General features: G+C 69.7%; 13 protein-coding genes. 5 read left to right on the forward strand and 8 right to left on the reverse strand.

The features are described 5' to 3' along the window. Nucleotides 1-111 precede the first annotated feature (111 nt). The 3 genes from nth to ACFV2X_RS42605 are packed head-to-tail and all read left to right on the forward strand — an operon-like array spanning nucleotide 112 to nucleotide 3029. Entirely contained in the window at nucleotides 112-1134 is a 1023-nt protein-coding gene (nth, locus tag ACFV2X_RS42595; RefSeq protein ID WP_385626833.1) for an endonuclease III, read from the forward strand. Between the two features lie 17 nt (nucleotides 1135-1151). Continuing rightward, nucleotides 1152-1817: a CoA pyrophosphatase gene (locus ACFV2X_RS42600; RefSeq protein WP_358638928.1), complete on the forward strand. Its 666-nt coding sequence runs from the start codon at nucleotides 1152-1154 to the stop codon at nucleotides 1815-1817. A gap of 12 nt (nucleotides 1818-1829) precedes the next feature. Next, the gene (locus ACFV2X_RS42605; RefSeq protein ID WP_089512777.1) at nucleotides 1830-3029 is read left to right on the forward strand and encodes a MarP family serine protease; all 1200 of its coding nucleotides are present in this window, start codon (nucleotides 1830-1832) and stop codon (nucleotides 3027-3029) included. 100 nt (nucleotides 3030-3129) lie between these two features. Here ACFV2X_RS42605 and ACFV2X_RS42610 read toward each other — a convergent pair whose 3' ends face one another. The 6 genes from ACFV2X_RS42610 to ACFV2X_RS42635 all read right to left on the reverse strand — a co-directional run bounded on the left by ACFV2X_RS42610 (nucleotide 3130) and on the right by ACFV2X_RS42635 (nucleotide 11210). Beyond that, on the reverse strand, nucleotides 3130-3336 hold the full coding sequence (locus ACFV2X_RS42610; RefSeq protein ID WP_385626775.1) for a hypothetical protein: 207 nt from the start codon (nucleotides 3334-3336) through the stop codon (nucleotides 3130-3132). A 173-nt stretch (nucleotides 3337-3509) separates the two neighbouring features. Beyond that, nucleotides 3510-4436: an alpha/beta fold hydrolase gene (locus ACFV2X_RS42615; protein ID WP_014178407.1), complete on the reverse strand. Its 927-nt coding sequence runs from the start codon at nucleotides 4434-4436 to the stop codon at nucleotides 3510-3512. After that, nucleotides 4433-4894 (reverse strand): phage holin family protein, encoded by a 462-nt coding sequence (locus ACFV2X_RS42620; protein WP_385626778.1) that lies wholly within the window; start codon nucleotides 4892-4894, stop codon nucleotides 4433-4435. Before ACFV2X_RS42620 ends, ACFV2X_RS42615 begins: the two co-directional genes overlap by 4 nt. A gap of 172 nt (nucleotides 4895-5066) precedes the next feature. Continuing rightward, a complete protein-coding gene (nhaA, locus tag ACFV2X_RS42625; RefSeq protein WP_385626779.1) occupies nucleotides 5067-6458 on the reverse strand; it encodes a Na+/H+ antiporter NhaA in 1392 nt (463 codons plus the stop codon). A 201-nt stretch (nucleotides 6459-6659) separates the two neighbouring features. Continuing rightward, the gene (gene acs, locus ACFV2X_RS42630; protein WP_385626781.1) at nucleotides 6660-8621 is read right to left on the reverse strand and encodes an acetate--CoA ligase; all 1962 of its coding nucleotides are present in this window, start codon (nucleotides 8619-8621) and stop codon (nucleotides 6660-6662) included. A 105-nt stretch (nucleotides 8622-8726) separates the two neighbouring features. Continuing rightward, complete coding sequence (locus tag ACFV2X_RS42635) at nucleotides 8727-11210, reverse strand: bifunctional SulP family inorganic anion transporter/carbonic anhydrase (RefSeq protein WP_385626783.1); 2484 nt, start codon at nucleotides 11208-11210, stop codon at nucleotides 8727-8729. Nucleotides 11211-11543: 333 nt separating this feature from the next. Between ACFV2X_RS42635 and ACFV2X_RS42640 the strand changes: the two genes are divergently transcribed. Continuing rightward, a complete protein-coding gene (locus ACFV2X_RS42640; RefSeq protein WP_385626784.1) occupies nucleotides 11544-12809 on the forward strand; it encodes a hypothetical protein in 1266 nt (421 codons plus the stop codon). On the opposite strand, the gene ACFV2X_RS42645 is transcribed toward ACFV2X_RS42640, so the two are convergent. Then, the gene (locus tag ACFV2X_RS42645; protein ID WP_385626786.1) at nucleotides 12790-13794 is read right to left on the reverse strand and encodes an ATP-binding protein; all 1005 of its coding nucleotides are present in this window, start codon (nucleotides 13792-13794) and stop codon (nucleotides 12790-12792) included. The genes ACFV2X_RS42640 and ACFV2X_RS42645 overlap by 20 nt on opposite strands. Before the next feature lie 109 nt (nucleotides 13795-13903). Here ACFV2X_RS42645 and ACFV2X_RS42650 point away from each other — a divergent pair, with 109 nt between their 5' ends. Beyond that, complete coding sequence (locus tag ACFV2X_RS42650) at nucleotides 13904-14725, forward strand: oxidoreductase (protein ID WP_385626787.1); 822 nt, start codon at nucleotides 13904-13906, stop codon at nucleotides 14723-14725. Between the two features lie 327 nt (nucleotides 14726-15052). On the opposite strand, the gene ACFV2X_RS42655 is transcribed toward ACFV2X_RS42650, so the two are convergent. Continuing rightward, nucleotides 15053-15889 (reverse strand): HAD family phosphatase, encoded by an 837-nt coding sequence (locus tag ACFV2X_RS42655; RefSeq protein WP_089512770.1) that lies wholly within the window; start codon nucleotides 15887-15889, stop codon nucleotides 15053-15055. Nucleotides 15890-16076: the final 187 nt, after the last annotated feature.

The following is a 16076-nucleotide window of genomic DNA, read 5'->3' on the forward strand; positions in this document are numbered from 1 at the left end:
GTGGTCGGAGCGTATGTCAGTGCCGGGGCTTAGGCTGGCTGGGTGTCCAATAGGCCGGTGAAAGCACGGGGCAAGGGGGCCGGACGGGTGAGCGCACCTCGTAATTCCGCTGTGGGCGAACAAGGGTCGGCCGAGCCAGCGGAAACGGCAAATCCACACAAAACCATCAAGCGGACAAAAGCCGCTAAAACAGCTAAAGCTGCTAAAGGTGCCGAAGTCGGCAGTGCCGCCAAGGCTGCCAAACCCGCCGGCGCCGCCAGACCCCGTAAGGCCGCCGCCGCCCGCCCCGAATCCCGGCTCGCACTCGTCCGCCGGGCCCGCCGGATCAACCGCGAGCTCGCCGACATGTATCCGTACGCGCACCCCGAGCTGGACTTCGAGAACCCCTTCCAGTTGCTGGTCGCCACGGTCCTGTCCGCCCAGACCACCGACCTGCGGGTCAACCAGACCACCCCCGCCCTGTTCGCCGCCTATCCGGCGCCCGAGGACATGGCCGCCGCCGACCCCGAGGCGCTGGAGCAGCTGATCCGGCCGACGGGCTTCTTCCGGGCCAAGGCGAAGTCCCTGCTGGGGCTGTCCGCCGCGCTGCGGGACCGCTTCGACGGCGAGGTGCCGGGCCGCCTGGAGGACCTGGTGACGCTGCCGGGCGTCGGGCGCAAGACGGCCAATGTGGTCCTCGGGAACGCCTTCGGGGTGCCGGGACTGACCGTGGACACTCACTTCGGGCGGCTGGTGCGGCGCTGGAAATGGACCGGTCAGGAGGACCCGGAGAAGGTCGAGGCGGAGATCGCCGCGCTCTTCCCGAAGAGCGAGTGGACGATGCTCTCGCACCGGATCATCTTCCACGGCCGCCGCGTCTGCCACGCCCGCAAGCCCGCCTGCGGCGCCTGCCCGATCGCCCCGCTGTGCCCGTCGTACGGGGAGGGGGAGACGGATCCGGACAAGGCGAAGAAGCTGCTGAAGTACGAGCTGGGCGGCCAGCCGGGTCAGCGGCTGCGCCCGCCGACCGACTATCCGGGCCGGCCCGCCGCCCCTCTGGGGGCCACCGCCTCCCTGGAAGCCGCCGGTCCCCTGGAGGCGGCCACTTCCCTGGGGTCGGCCGGATCGGCCGCTCCTGTGGAGGCCGCCGAGTGACGAGCACGTACGGCGGTATGGCCGGTGTGACCAGTGATGGGCTGCCCGAATGGCTGATGCCCGTGGCCCGCGCCGCGGAGACGGTGGAGGCCCGGCAGCTGAGCCGGTTTCTGCCGCCCGCGCGGGGCGGCGGCCGCCCCTCCGCCGTCCTGGTGCTGTTCGGGGAGGGCGAGCGCGGGCCTGAGCTGCTGCTTCTGGAGCGTGCGGGCTCGCTGCGCTCGCATGCGGGCCAGCCATCCTTCCCCGGGGGCGCGCTCGACCCGGAGGACGGCGATCCGGAAGGGGCCGGCCCGGTGCGCGCGGCGCTGCGCGAGGCCGAGGAGGAGACGGGCCTGGACCCGGCCGGGGTGCAGCTCTTCGCGGTGCTGCCGCGGCTCTACATCCCGGTGAGCGGCTTCGTGGTGACCCCGGTGCTCGGCTGGTGGCGCAAGCCCAGCCCGATCCGGCCCGTCGACCCCGCCGAGACGGCCCGGGTCTTCACCGTGCCCGTGGCGGATCTCACGGATCCGGCGCATCGGGCGACCACCGTCCACCCGAGCGGTCACACCGGCCCCTGCTTCCTCGTCGAAGGGGCTCTGGTCTGGGGATTCACGGCCGGAGTGATTGACCGGATCTTGCACTACGCGGGCTGGGAAAGACCTTGGAACCGTGACAACCGCGTCCCGCTCGACTGGCGTGCATGAGACGGTGTCCCGGTGAATGTGCTGGACATCCTGCTGCTGCTCGCCGCCGTGTGGTTCGCGGTCGTCGGTTACCGCCAGGGCTTCGTCGTCGGCGTTCTGTCGGTGATCGGCTTCATCGGTGGTGGCCTCGCCGCGGTCTACCTGCTGCCGGTGATCTGGGACGGCACCACCGATCAGGCGTCCCCGGGCACCTTCGGCGCGGTCATGGCGGTCGTGCTGGTGATCGTGTTCGCCTCGGTCGGCCAGGCCGCCACCACCCACTTGGGCAACAAGCTGCGCCGTCACATCACCTGGTCACCGGCGCGCGCCCTGGACGCGACCGGCGGCGCGCTGGTCAACGTGATGGCGATGCTCCTGGTCGCCTGGCTGATCGGCTACTACCTGGCGGGCTCCTCGCTGCCCACCGTGAGCAAGGAGGTCAATAACTCCAAGGTGCTGTTCGGGGTCTCCCGGGTGGTCCCGGACGAGGCGACCACCTGGTTCTCCGACTTCCGCTCGGTGCTCGCGCAGAACGGCTTCCCACAGGTCTTCTCGCCCTTCTCGAACGAGCCCATCACCTCCGTACCGGCGCCGGACCCGGCGCTCGCCTCGAGCCCGGTGGCCACCAACGCCAAGCAGAGCATCGTCAAGGTCGTCGGCACCGCCCCCAGCTGCGGCAAGGTCCTGGAGGGCTCCGGTTTCGTCTTCGCGCGGCATCGGGTGATGACCAACGCCCATGTCGTCGGCGGGGTCGACCACCCGACCGTGCAGATAGGCGGCGAGGGTCGGCTGTACGAGGCGAGGGTCGTGCTCTACGACTGGAAGCGCGATATCGCCGTCCTGGACGTGCCCTCGTTGGACGCGCCCGCGCTCAAGTTCGCCGAAGGCGACGCGCGCAGCGGCGACGGCGCGATCGTCGCCGGATTCCCCGAGAACGGCGCGTTTGACGTGCGCGCGGCCCGCGTCCGCGACCGTATCGAGGCCAAGGGCCCGGACATCTACCACAACGGCACGGTGCACCGCGATGTCTACTCACTGTTCGCGACCGTGCGGCAGGGCAACTCCGGCGGCCCGCTGCTCACCCCGCAGGGCCGGGTGTACGGCGTGGTCTTCGCCAAGTCCCTCGACAACGCGGACACCGGATACGCGCTGACCGCGGACGAGGTGCGCCAGGACGCCCAGCAGGGCCGTACGGCACAGGCCCCGGTGGACACCAAGGGCTGCGCGCTGTAAAAACGCCGACCCCGCTGGTCGTTCCCCTGTGGCCGCGAGAAGCCTCGCGGCCACAGTGCGTGTTATGTCGCGCTGTGTGAACGGTCGCTACTGAGGGCCGCTACTGACGGCCGCGTGGATGGCGCAGCCGAGCCGAGACCCAGCGGGCCCTGCGGCGGATGATGCGCGGGATCCCCATATCGGGGTCATGGCCTACGGAAGGCCCGGGACCGCCCCGCTCGGAAACGCTCAGCGCGGTATTGGCAGCAGCGGCGGCTTCGGAGCCGCGGTCGCTTGGTGCGTCACGGTAGTCGTGCGTCCAGCCCATACCTGGGTCTCTGCCCGGGGCCCAAGGTCCGTAATCGCCCCTGGCTGCGGCAATTGGCCTATGCTCCAGGCAAGTGGCCGTTCGAAAAACAGGTGTTCGCTCAACGTGCCGACAGCGGACAGCATGCGGACACCGAGCCGGCGGCTTGTACGCGGAACGGGCGGTCTATTGCCTCAGCGGTCGGGCTCGGGATCCTTGAGCCAGTTGATCAGCTCGGTGGAGAAGGCGACCGGATCCTCCTCGTGCGGGAAGTGCCCGAGGCCGTCGAAGAGCCGCCAGCGGTAGGGCGCCTCCACGTACTCCCCGGAACCCGCCGCGCTGCGGGTGCGCATCACCGGGTCGAGTGACCCGTGCAGATGCAGCGTGGGCACCCGCACCGGCCGCCGCATCCGCCGGTTGAACTGGAAACCGTCCGGCCGCGCCAGCGACCGCACCATCCAGCGGTACGGCTCGATCGAGCAGTGTGCCGTCGACGGGATGGTCATCGCCCGACGGTAGATCTCCACGGCCTGGTCCTCGGGCAGCCGAGGCCCCGACCAATCCCGGATCAGCCGCCCCACCAGCGCCCCGTCGTCCGCGGTCAGCTGCCGCTCGGGCAGCCAGGGCCGCTGGAAGCCCCATACGTAAGAGCTGGCCGCGCTCTGCTTGACGTCCCGCAGCATGGCCGAGCGCCAGCGCCGCGGATGCGGCATCGAGGCCACCGCGAGCCGCCGGACCAGCTTCGGCCGCATCACCGCGGCCGTCCAGGCGAGGTATCCGCCCAGGTCATGGCCGACGAGTGCGGCGTCGGGCTCACCGAGCGAGCGGACCACCCCGGTGATGTCGAGGGCGAGGTTGGCCGGGTCGTAGCCCCGGGGCGTACGGTCGCTGCCGCCCACCCCGCGCAGATCCATCGCCACCGCCCGGAAGCCGGCCTCGGCCAGGGCGGTCAGCTGGTGCCGCCAGGCCCACCAGAACTGCGGGAAGCCGTGCAGCAGCAGGACCAGCGGGCCGTCACCCAGCTCGGCGATATGGAAGCGCGCGCCGTTGGCCGCGACGTCCCGATGGGTCCAGGGTCCGTCGAGCCGTACGACCGAGGCGGAGGTGTCAGGGGCCGTCATGCGGTCGAGCGTGTCACATCCCGTGCCGGGCGGCCGCCATTGGCCGCGGCGCGCGGGTGTGGCTTGACGCTCCCCAGCACGGCCGCCGTCTCCTTGGCCGAGGCCATGGACTTCTTCGGCGCCTTGACCCGCTTGAACTTGGCGAGCGCGACGCCGCCGAGGATCCCGGCGATCAGCCAATAGATGCCACCGACGATCAGAAAGCACCAGGCGAGGCCGAGGCCGGTCCAGGCGCGCAGGCCGTAGGCGAGGGCGAAGCTCAGCACCGGCAGCGAGAACAGCAGCAGCACCCCCGCCACGATGGCCGCGCCGCTGCCGAACAGGGTGCGCCGGGCGCTGTCCCGGAATTCGGCCTTGGCCAGCGCGATCTCGTCGTGCACCAGCGCGGACAGTTCGGTGGTCGCCGTGGCCACCAGCTGGCCGAGGCTGCGGTTGCCGCCGTCGTCGGCTGCGCTCATCGCCATCTCCCTCTGCTCTCGCACGTCTTATGCGTCCCGCACGTCTTACACGTCGTCGTACGCGTCGTCTTGCTCGTCTTCCGCGTCTTCCGCGTCTTACTCGTCGTCTTGCTCTCGTCTTGCGCGTCTGCCACGTCTTCTGCGCTTCTCCGCGGTCGTCAAGCCTCTCAGATCATGCCGGACCATCGTCACCGGAGTCGGATGCGGCAGCCACTTCGGCAAGTCGACGGTGCTCGGCGGCCTTGGCCTCGTGGATCGCGGCCATCCGCAGGTGGTAGTCCGGGCTGTCGAGTTCGTAGATATCGGGGATGCCGTCCTGGTCCTCGTCCCGCTCCTCTTCCTCGCACAGCTTCCGGTAGGTGTTGTTACGCATCTTCAGCAGGACGCCCGAGACGACGGCGGCGAGCAGCGAGCCGATGAGCACCGCCGCCTTCACCTCGGCGGCGAGGGTGGGGTCGGTGGGGAAGGCCAGCTCGCCGATGAGCAGGGAGACGGTGAAGCCGATTCCGGCGAGCGAGGCGATCGCGAACACATCCGCCCAGGCCAGGTCCTCGTTCAGCTCAGCCTTGGTGAAGCGGGCGGCGAGCCAGGAGCCGCCGAGGACGCCGATGGTCTTGCCCACGACGAGGCCGAGGACGACGCCGAGCGTCTCGGGGCGGGAGAAGACCTGCCCGATGGTTTCGCCGGAGGCCGGCACCCCGGCGGCGAAGAGGGCGAACAGCGGGACGGCGAGTCCGGCCGACAGCGGGCGTACGCGATGCTCGATGCGCTCGGCGGGGGAGCGCTCCTCGCCCTCGCGCACGGTGCAGCGCAGCATCAGGCCCATGGCGACGCCGGCGATCGTGGCATGCACCCCGCTCGCATGCATCAGAGCCCAGATGACGAAGGCCAACGGGACATAGATGTATGCGCCGCGGATGCCCTTGCGGTGCAGCGTCCAGAACACGACGAGACCGGCAAAGGCCAGACCGAGGGCGACGAAGTCGATATGCGTCGTATAGAAGATCGCGATGATCAGGATCGCGCCGAGGTCGTCCACCACCGCGAGGGTGAGCAGAAACGCGCGCAGGGCGGCGGGCAGGGCGGTGCCGATGACGGCGAGTACGGCGAGGGCGAAGGCGATATCGGTTGCGGTGGGCACCGCCCAGCCCCTGAGGTTTCCGCCGCCGGCCGCGCCCACGGCCACATAGACGAGGGCGGGCATGGCCATGCCGCATATCGCTGCCACGACGGGGAGCGCGGCAGCCCGGGGGTCGCGCAGCTCGCCCGCGATCAGCTCACGCTTGAGCTCGATGCCGGCCACGAAGAAGAAGATGGTGAGCAGGCCGTCCGCGGCCCAGGAGCCGATCGACAGCCGCAGATGCAGCGCGTCGGGGCCGAAGGAGAAGTTTCTGACGTCCTGGTAGAGGCCGCTGAGCGGGGTGTTGGCGAGGAACAGCGCGGCGATGGCGGCGACCAGCAGGATGATGCCGCCGACGGTTTCGGTGCGCAGCGCGTCGGTGACGAAGGTCCGCTCGGGCAGCGACAGACGTCCGAGGAACTTGCGGCGGATGGGCGCGGCCACGGGGAAGCCTCCTGGAGCGGGGATACACGTGTGGTGTGTGCCGACCAGACTTCCCGGCGCGCCCTCGAAAGCTTGTTCTTGTCGTGTTCTTGATGTGACGGCTTTCCAGCCTATCCGGAATGCCCGGAGGGCGCCCCGCCAGGCCGGGCGCCCTCCGTTTTCCGCATGCCGTATGCGCCGAATATTGGCGATGTGACCGGGTCAGTCCTCGCTGGCGGCGGACGGCAGCTTGCTCTGGATGAGCTCCATGACGGAAGAGTCGGTGAGGGTGGTGACATCGCCGAGGGTGCGGTTCTCGGCGACATCGCGCAGCAGTCGACGCATGATCTTGCCGGAGCGGGTCTTGGGCAGCTCGGCCACCGGCAGAATCCGCTTGGGCTTGGCGATCGGGCCGAGGTGCTTGGAGACGTGGGCCCGCAACTCCTCGACCAGACCGTCTTCCTCCGCGGCGCCGCCGCGCAGAATGACGAAGGCGCAGATGGCCTGGGTGGTCTGGGGGTCGGTGGCCCCGACGACCGCGGCCTCGGCGACCTTGGGGTGCGAGACGAGCGCCGACTCCACCTCGGTCGTGGAGATGTTGTGGCCGGAGACCAGCATGACGTCGTCGACCCGGCCGAGCAGCCAGATGTCGCCGTCGTCGTCCTTCTTGGCGCCGTCGCCCGCGAAGTAGCGGTTGGCGAAGCGCGACCAGTAGGTGTCCAGATAGCGCTGGTCGTCGCCCCAGATGGTGCGGAGCATGGACGGCCAGGGCTCGGTGAGGACCAGGTAGCCGCCGGAGCCGTCCGGCACCTCGTTGGCATCGTCGTCGACGACGGTGGCGGAGATACCGGGGAGCGGGACCTGAGCCGAACCGGGCTTGGTCTCGGTGACGCCCGGCAGCGGGCTGATCATCATCCCGCCGGTCTCGGTCTGCCACCAGGTGTCGACCACGGGCGTCTTGTCCGCGCCGATGTGCTTGCGGTACCAGACCCATGCCTCGGGGTTGATCGGCTCGCCGACCGAGCCGAGGATGCGCAGCGAGGACAGGTCGAACTTGGCCGGGATGTCGTCGCCCCACTTCATGCAGGCGCGGATCGCGGTCGGGGCGGTGTAGAGGACCGTGACGCCGTACTTCTGGACGATCTCCCACCAGCGGCCCTGATGCGGGGTGTCCGGGGTGCCCTCGTAGAGCACCTCGGTCGCACCGTTGGACAGCGGTCCGTAGACGATGTACGAGTGGCCGGTGACCCAGCCGACGTCGGCCGTGCACCAGTACACATCCGACTCCGGCTTGAGGTCGAAGACGGCGTGGTGGGTGTAGGAGACCTGGGTGAGATAGCCGCCGGTGGTGTGCAGGATGCCCTTGGGCTTACCGGTGGTGCCCGAGGTGTAGAGGATGAAGAGCGGGTGCTCGGCCTCGAACGCCTCGGGGGTGTGCTGCTCCGGCTGGCGGTCGACGAGCTCATGCCACCACACATCGCGGCCCTCGGCCCAGGCCACTTCCTGGCCCGTGCGGCGGACCACCAGCACATTGCGCACGTTCTCGGTGCCCGGACGGGTCAGGGCCTCGTCGACGGCGGGCTTGAGTGCGGAGGGCTTGCCGCGGCGGTAGCCGCCGTCCGCGGTGATCACGACCCGGGCGTCGGCGTCCTCGATGCGGGTGGCGAGAGCGTCGGCCGAGAAGCCGCCGAAGACCACGGAGTGGGGGGCGCCGATGCGGGCACAGGCCAGCATCGCGACGACGGTCTCCGGGATCATCGGCAGATAGATCGCGACCCGGTCACCGGTCCGGACCCCGAGCTCGGTCAGGGCATGCGCCGCCTTGGAGACCTCGCGCTGCAACTCGGCGTAGGTGACGGAGCGGGTGTCGCCGGGCTCGCCCTCGAAGTGGATGGCCACCCGGTCGCCCAGCCCGTTCTCCACATGGCGGTCGACGCAGTTGTACGCCACATTGAGCTTGCCGTCGGCGAACCACTTCGCGAACGGCGGGTTCGACCAGTCCAGCGTCTCGGTCGGCTCGACGGCCCAGGTCAGCCGACGGGCCTGCTCGGCCCAGAAGCCCAGGCGGTCAGCCTTCGCCCGCTCATACGCCTCCGCCGTGACATTGGCGTTGGCGGCCAGGTCGGCGGGTGGAGCGAAGCGACGCTCCTCCCGAAGAAGGTTGGCCAGGCTTTCGTTGCTCACGACATCTCCCTTTCCCAGGGTGACCGTTGTGTCCCAGGCCATAGCTCATCAGCCCGCGGTGCACCCTGACAAGGGTCGTCGGCAAAAATTGGTTTAGACCTGTAATCACATGAGTCCCACGCCCCCGGCCAGGGAACCGCCGCCCAAGCCCGCCGCCGCGGCCCCGCCGCTCGCACAGGCACCCGCTGCCGCGCCATGATCCGGCCGCACAGCCGAGAATCTGCCCGCTCCCCCGGCCTCCAGCACATACGCCTGAGCCTCCCCCACATGGAAGTACATCCCCTGAAGCACCAGCCCGCCCTCCGCCACCCGGCGGGCCACACAACCGTGCGCCATCAGATGGTCGAGCTGCTGCACCACATTGACCAACGCCAGCCGCTCCAGCTCATCGGCCACGGGCCTGTCCCCGAGCGCCACCTCCCCGCGCCCCAGCCGCCCGATCCGCTCCATACGGGCCAGGCTCGGGCGCCCATGGCGCAGCCATCGCACAAGCGGCGTCTGCGCGACGGCGGGCGCGTGTGTCTCGGACGGCGTCTGCCTGCTGGATGGCATCTGCCTGCCCGACAGGGTCGGCGCCGCGGGTGGTGTCTGCGTCCTGGACGGCGCCTGCCTGCCGTGCAGTGTCTGCTCGCCGGACGGTGCGGGCACCACCGAGCCCAGCAGCGCCTGCATCGCCCCGCATCCCGAGTGTCCGCACACCGTGATGCTGCCGACCTTCAGCACCTCCACCGCGTATTCGAGGGCCGCACCCACTGAGTCACAGGCATCCCCGGAGCCGGGCGGTGGCACCAGATTGCCCACATTGCGCACGGTGAACAGGTCGCCGGGCCCACTGGAGGTGATCATGCTGGTCACCAGCCGGGAGTCGGCGCAGGTCAAGAAGAGCTGAGTGGGCCGCTGCCCCTCCCGCGCGAGCCGCGCCAACTCCTCCCGCACCAGCGGCGCGGTGTGCCGCTGGAAGGCGCTCACCCCGCCGAGCAGCTGTCCTCCGCCGTTCTGCACGGCCGTCGGGGCGGGACGGGTGCAGTGATGGTTGCGCCAGGGTGTCCACGGCCGGCAGGCATGGGCGCTGGCCGGCTCGGCGATCGGCCGCCCCGACCGGCCGCCGAGCCTGACCCAGCCTCCGCGCGCCCGATGCCCCTCGGCCCAGGACTGCAGCGCGTCATACGCGGCGTGGTCCATGAACCAGCCGCCCAGCTCCACCACCACGCTCGCCCCGGCCGGCAGCTGCGCCAGGGCCCGGCTGAGCCGGGGCACCGCCAGAAACGTCAGCTGCCCGCTCACCCGCACCCGGTGCAGCCCGGCCTCCTCGGCCACGGTGATCCGGGTGTGGGCCAGGCGGCGCAGCGCCGTGACGACCGCGACCACGATCCCGACCACCACCCCCTGCAATACGCCCAGCAGGACGACCGCGCCCAGCGTCGCCGCATACACCGGGAACTCCCGATTCCGCTGCACGTTCTTGATGTGCGCGAAGCTGACCATCTTCACGCCGACGACCAGGACCAGCGCGGCGAGCGCCGCGAGCGGAATCAGCTCGAGCACCCCGGCGAGCAGCCCCGCGCACAGCGCCACCCATACGCCATGGAGCACCGTGGACCGGCGGGTCACGGCACCGGCCCGGACATTCGCCGAGCCGCGGATCGCGCCTCCCGCGATCGGCAGCCCGCCCAGGAGCCCGGAGACCATATTGGCCGCGCCCTGCCCGACCAGCTCGCGGTCCAGCCGGGTCGGCTGCTTTTCCGGCGCCGGGTGCGGTGCCATGCCCGGCGCCTCCGTCCGCGGGCCGGGTCCCGCGGTCTGCAGCCGGTCGACGGCGACGGCGGACAGCAGCGATTCCATGCTCGCGACCAAAGTGACCGTCAGCACGGCGGCGACCAGCCCGAGCACTGGTCCCTCCGGAAGCCCGGGCAGCGCCGGGACCTCCCAGGACGGCAGATCGACGCGCGGCACCGTCATGCCCGCGCTCATCGCGGTGGCCGCGACGACGGCGACGAGTGCCGCCGGCACGGTACGCGCGACCCGCCCGGCCTTCCCCGGCAGCCAGGGCCACAGCACGAGCACTGCGACGGTGATCGCACCCACCAGAAGGGCGGCCGGGTGCGGATGTCTCAACTCCGTGGGCAGCGCGGCGATGTTGTCGATCACTGAGCTGTCGGGGCTGTCGCCGAGCACCACATGCAGCTGGCCGACCGCGATGACGACGCCGATGCCCGCGAGCATCCCATGGACGATGGCCGGGCTGATCGCGAGCGCGGCCCGCGCCACTCGCAGGGCGCCGAAGGCCAGTTGCGCCGCGCCGGCGAGCACAGTGATCGCGCAGGTGGTGCGCCAGCCGTAGCGCTGCACGAGATCGGCGGTGACCACGACCAGGCCGGTCGCGGCGCCGCTCACCTGGAGAGGGGCGCCCCCGAGCAGCCCGGCCACGATTCCGCCCACGACGGCGGAGACCAAACCGGCCTGCAGTGGGGCGCCTGTGGCCATCGCGAGCCCGAGGGAGAGCGGGATCGCGATCAGAAAGATGACGATCGAGGCGGAAAGGTCCCGTCGGCAGGAGACCCCACCGATCCGGTTCAAGAGCTGCGACATTCCCGTCTCCTCCGGGGCTTCGCGGCCGGGCATGAGAGCGCGGCCGTGGGTCACGGCGTACTGCGGTCTGATTCCCAAGCCCGGCATCGACCCCCAAGCATTGGTAAATGAATCGTAATGCTGAGTAAAGTCGACAGGAAGTCTTTTCGGGTAGAACGGGTCTATATTCCACCTTACGGGTGAATAATCATTTGAAATGGCTTGTCATGCTCTGTCTTTTCTCTGTTCCGTGCGAGCTTGGCTCTCCTTCCGAGTTCCCGCGACGCGGAACGACGAGAGAGGCGAGGTGGCGGCATGAGGGCCAGAAGAAACGTCACTGCAGGGTTGGCCGTCATGTCCGTGCTGGCCGCGTTGGCCAACTGCACGGGGAGCTCGCACGACTCACAGCGCTCAGGCAACCCGGGCCAGCCGCGGACGGACCGCGACGCGCAGCGGAACGGGCCGGCGGCGCCCAAGCACCCCAAGCGGGGCGGGAAACAGGGCCGGCTCATCGGTGACGGATCGACCTCCTACACCGGACCGCAGCCGGGGCAGCTCAGACCCCGCCGCCTCAAACCGGGCGACAAGCCACCGCAGTTCGTCGTCTTCTCATGGGACGGCGCGGGCCAGGACGGCCAGAAGCTCTTCTCCCGCTTCCGCGCCGTCGGCAAGAAGTACGACGCGACGATGACGTACTTCCTCAGCGGCGTCTACATGCTGCCCACCAAGAAGAAGGACCTCTACGATCCGCCGCGACATGCGCGCGGCTCCTCGGCCATCGGCTTCAACGACATCAAGGGCGTCAAGGACACCGTTGAGCAACTCGGCGCCGCCTGGCTCGAAGGCAATGAGATCGGCACCCACTTCAACGGCCACTTCTGTGGCCCGGACGACGGGGTGGGCACCTGGAGCCCCAAAGAGTGGATCGACGAGACCCGGCAGGCCGTGTCGTTCGTCAAACACTGGAAGACCAATACCGGCCTGCGGGACGGCGAACCACTGCCTTTCGACTACGGCAAGGAGCTCGTGGGCGGCCGCGCCCCCTGCCTGGAGGGGCAGAAGAACCTGATCAAGGCGGGCAAGAAGATGGGATTCCGCTACGACGCCAGCTCCGTGGGCGGCCGCCAGGTCTGGCCGAAGAAGATCCACGGAATCTGGGACTTTCCGCTGCAGGAGATCCCCGTGCCCGGCCATACCTTCGAAACCCTGTCGATGGACTACAACTTCCTCGCCAACCAGTCCGGCACCACCAAGGGCGACCCCTCCAAGCGCGCCGCCTGGGGCAAGCAGATGCGCGAGGGACTGCGAGCCGCCTTCCGCCGGGCGTACAAGGGCAATCGGGCACCGCTGTTCATCGGCAACCACTTCGAATCCTGGAACGGCGGAACGTATATGAACGCCGTCGAGGACACCATCAAGAAGGTCTGCCCGAAGAAGGGCGTGCGCTGCGTCTCCTTCAAGCAACTGGCCGACTGGCTGGACGCGCAGGACCCCGGAGTCCTGCGCCGACTGCGCAAACTGGACGTCGGGAAGCGGCCGAAGGGCGGCTGGGCGGGCTTCTTCGCCGCCGAGCCGGCCTCCACACACTCCGCGCTGCCGGTCAAACGGAAGCGGAAGTAGCCGCCGGCCGCCCGGCCAGGACGGATTCGCCCAGCATGAAGGCGGGGTCGACCTGGGCCGCCAGGTCGGCGCCCGTCTTCTCGTTGCCCCAGCTCTCCGCGTTCCTCAGATGGAAGTGCACCATCTGGCGGGTGTAACGCCGCCAGTCCCGCCGCTCGTACGATGCGTCCGCCGCCTCGTACAGCGTCCGCAGGGCGCGGCGGTTGACCTCCTCGAGCTCCTCGAAGCGCGGCGGGCGGCCCCTTTCCATGGCCCGCACCCAGTCCGAGTGGCCGACCGTGACCAGCAGGTCCTCGCCCACTTCCGCGCGCAGAAAGGCCAGGTCCTCCGGACCCTGCACCTTGTTGCCGACCACGCACAGCGCCACGTCGAAGTCGGCGGCGTACTCCTTGTACTGGCGATAGACCGCCACGCCCTTGCGCGTGGGCTCGGCGACCAGGAACGTCATGTCGAAGCGGGTGAAGAGGCCCGAGGCGAAGGAGTCGCTGCCGGCGGTCATGTCGACGACGACGAACTCGTCGCGGCCGTCCACCAGATGGTTCAGGCACAGCTCGATCGCGCCGACCTTGGAGTGGTAGCAGGCGACGCCGAGATCGGACTCGGTGAACGGGCCGGTCACCATCAGGCGGACCTGCCCGCTGTCGAGCCCGACCCTACGGGCGCATGCCTCGTACACCGGGTTGTCCTCGTCGATCCGCAGGAGCCGTGAGCCCTCGCCCGGCGGAGTCGTCTTGATCATCGTGTCGGCGCCGGAGATACGGGGGTTGGTGCCGCGCAAGTAGTCCTTGATCAAGGGGAGGTGGGCGCCCATGGCGGGCAGTGCGGCCGCTTCCGGCTCGTCCAGACCGAGGGCCGCACCGAGGTGCTGGTTGATGTCCGCATCGACGGCCATGACGGGGGCGCCGGTGGCGGCGAGGTGGCGGATGAACAGCGAGGACAACGTCGTCTTTCCGCTGCCACCCTTGCCCACGAAAGCGATCTTCATGTTCACCTAGCGTAGGTGAGTGATCGTCCCGGAGGCGGATACGGTGAAGAAGACCACTCCAATGAGGGGTGGCGGCGGTGGGTACTGGTAGGTGCGTAGGGTCGTACTCATGAGTACGACAGCAGATCCGCTTGCCGCCCTGGCCGCGCTTCCCGGCGTCGCCGACTCCGTGGACGCCGTGCGCGAGGCGGTGGACCGGGTCTATGGCCACCGGGTGATGCGCCGCCGCAGCAATGAGGTCACATCCGAGGCGGCCCTGCGCGGGGCGCGCGGCTCCGCCGCCCTGGCCGGGGCCGACTGGGCGCTGGAGGAGGTGCGGCGCCGCAGCGACTTCGGACCGGAGGGCGAACCGCGCACGGTGGGCGCGGCGCTGCGGCTGACCGCCGAGGCCGGACAGCTGCTGAGCGTATGGCGGCAGTCGCCGCTGCGGGTGCTGGCCCGGCTGCATCTCGTCGCGGCGGGGGGCGCGGAGGTGGCCGACACGGTGGGGCGGCCGCGGCTGGCGGGTGAGCCGGTCGAGGAGCCACTGATCGAACTGACGCTGCCGGACGCCGACGAGGTGGCCGGGCGGCTGGATGGGCTGGCGCGGCTGCTGCTCGCGGGGAGCCAGGCCCCGGCGCTGGTGACGGCCGCGGTGGTGCACGGCGAACTGCTGGCCCTGCGGCCCTTTGGGTCGTACAACGGTCTGGTGGCCCGTGCGGCGGAGCGGATCGTGCTGGTGGGCAGCGGACTTGACCCGAAGTCCATCTGTGCGGCCGAGGTCGGACACGCGGAATTGGGCGCTGCGGCATACGTCGAGGCGTTGAAGGGCTATGTCTCGGGGACGCCTGAGGGCATGGCGGCGTGGATCGCACAGTGCGGGCGTGCGGTGGAGTTGGGGGCCCGTGAGAGCACCGCGGTCTGCGAGGCCCTGCAGCGCGGCGCCGCCTGAGTCGCCGCAGGACGGGGGCGCTGCGGCGGGCCCGGACATGGTTGCGGCGGTACCGAGTTCGGTACCGCCGCTGGCACGGCCACCGGGTTACCATGCGTGCACGAGAATTCGCCCATCAGGTCGGGATCTTCGCCCGTAACCTGGTGCGGCTGGCCCGTAATCGACGGGTCGGCGTCGCGTGGGTGCCCAGTATTCATGCTAGGTCCGTGGGCCTTGGTGCGTCTGGGGGAATCCTCCGGATGCCCCTGGTCTCGCGGGCCTTCGATTCCTTTCTACTCCTGTGTCAGCCCAAGCGGAAGCTCTCATCGCAGATCTTTGTGATTGGCTTCAAATACGGGCATACGGTGCGCGGCGTCGACTGGCGTACCACATCAGCCCGGCGGTGGCTGCGGCCGCGCCCACCGCCGCCGCCACGGCAAGCACCGGACGCGGCGGCATGGACAGCGAGGGCACGCGCTGCTTCAGCCGCACCGGCTTGTTGAAGGAGAGGACCGGCCAGCCACGGGCGGCGGCCTCGCGGCGCAGCGCGCGGCTCGGGTTCACCGCGTGGGGATGACCGACGGACTCCAACATCGGCAGGTCGGTGGCCGAGTCGCTGTATGCGTAGCAGCGGGAGAGGTCATAGCCCTCGGACTCGGCCAGCTCGGCGATGGCTTCCGCTTTGGTCGGCCCATAGGCGTAGTACTCCACCTCGCCGGTGAACACCCCGTTCTCCACGACCATACGGGTGGCCACGACTCGGTCCGCGCCCAGCAGCTCGCCGATCGGCTCGACGACCTCGGCGCCCGAGGTACTGACGATGACCACATCGCGGCCGGCGGTGTGGTGTTCCTCAATGAGGGAGGCGGCCTCGTCATAGATGATCGGGTCGATGAGGTCATGCAGGGTCTCGGCGACGATCTCCCGCACCTGCTCGACATTCCATCCACGACACAGCGCCGAGAGATACTCCCGCATCCGTTCCATCTGCTCGTGATCGGCTCCGCCGGCGAGGAAGACGAACTGCGCATATGCGGTACGCAGTACGGCGCGGCGGTTGATCAGCCCACCTTGGTAGAAGGACTTGCTGAAGGTGAGCGTGCTCGACTTCGCAATGACCGTCTTGTCCAGGTCAAAGAAGGCGGCTGTCCGAGGCAACGAGTGGTTTTCCACGACGCCGAGCATAGGGCCCACCATTCGGCGTAAGCTGGGCGCGTGGGTTTGCCTGAGAAGGCTCTCGGGTACACCATGGAAGTCACGGATCGTTCGCGACCGTGCTAACCCGGTCCGACTCCTCCCCCCCCGAGTCGGCCGTGGGGACGACCCCCGCTCTCCCCCCCGGCGGGGGTCGTCGCATGTCCGGACGCATTTG

Origin of the sequence: Streptomyces sp. NPDC059679 (assembly GCF_042734105.1) — a bacterium.
Taxonomy (GTDB): Bacteria; Actinomycetota; Actinomycetes; order Streptomycetales; family Streptomycetaceae; genus Streptomyces.

Excerpts from the sequence above, each read along its gene's own strand:
- ACFV2X_RS42600 (WP_358638928.1), top strand. The coding sequence starts at position 1,152 with ATGGCCGGTGTGACCAGTGATGGGCTGCCCGAATGGCTGATGCCCGTG.
- ACFV2X_RS42610 (WP_385626775.1), bottom strand. The coding sequence starts at position 3,336 with ATGGGCTGGACGCACGACTACCGTGACGCACCAAGCGACCGCGGCTCC.
- ACFV2X_RS42615 (WP_014178407.1), bottom strand. The coding sequence starts at position 4,436 with ATGACGGCCCCTGACACCTCCGCCTCGGTCGTACGGCTCGACGGACCC.
- ACFV2X_RS42620 (WP_385626778.1), bottom strand. The coding sequence starts at position 4,894 with ATGAGCGCAGCCGACGACGGCGGCAACCGCAGCCTCGGCCAGCTGGTG.
- ACFV2X_RS42635 (WP_385626783.1), bottom strand. The coding sequence starts at position 11,210 with ATGTCGCAGCTCTTGAACCGGATCGGTGGGGTCTCCTGCCGACGGGAC.
- ACFV2X_RS42640 (WP_385626784.1), top strand. The coding sequence starts at position 11,544 with ATGTCCGTGCTGGCCGCGTTGGCCAACTGCACGGGGAGCTCGCACGAC.
- ACFV2X_RS42645 (WP_385626786.1), bottom strand. The coding sequence starts at position 13,794 with ATGAAGATCGCTTTCGTGGGCAAGGGTGGCAGCGGAAAGACGACGTTG.
- ACFV2X_RS42650 (WP_385626787.1), top strand. The coding sequence starts at position 13,904 with ATGAGTACGACAGCAGATCCGCTTGCCGCCCTGGCCGCGCTTCCCGGC.
- ACFV2X_RS42655 (WP_089512770.1), bottom strand. The coding sequence starts at position 15,889 with ATGCTCGGCGTCGTGGAAAACCACTCGTTGCCTCGGACAGCCGCCTTC.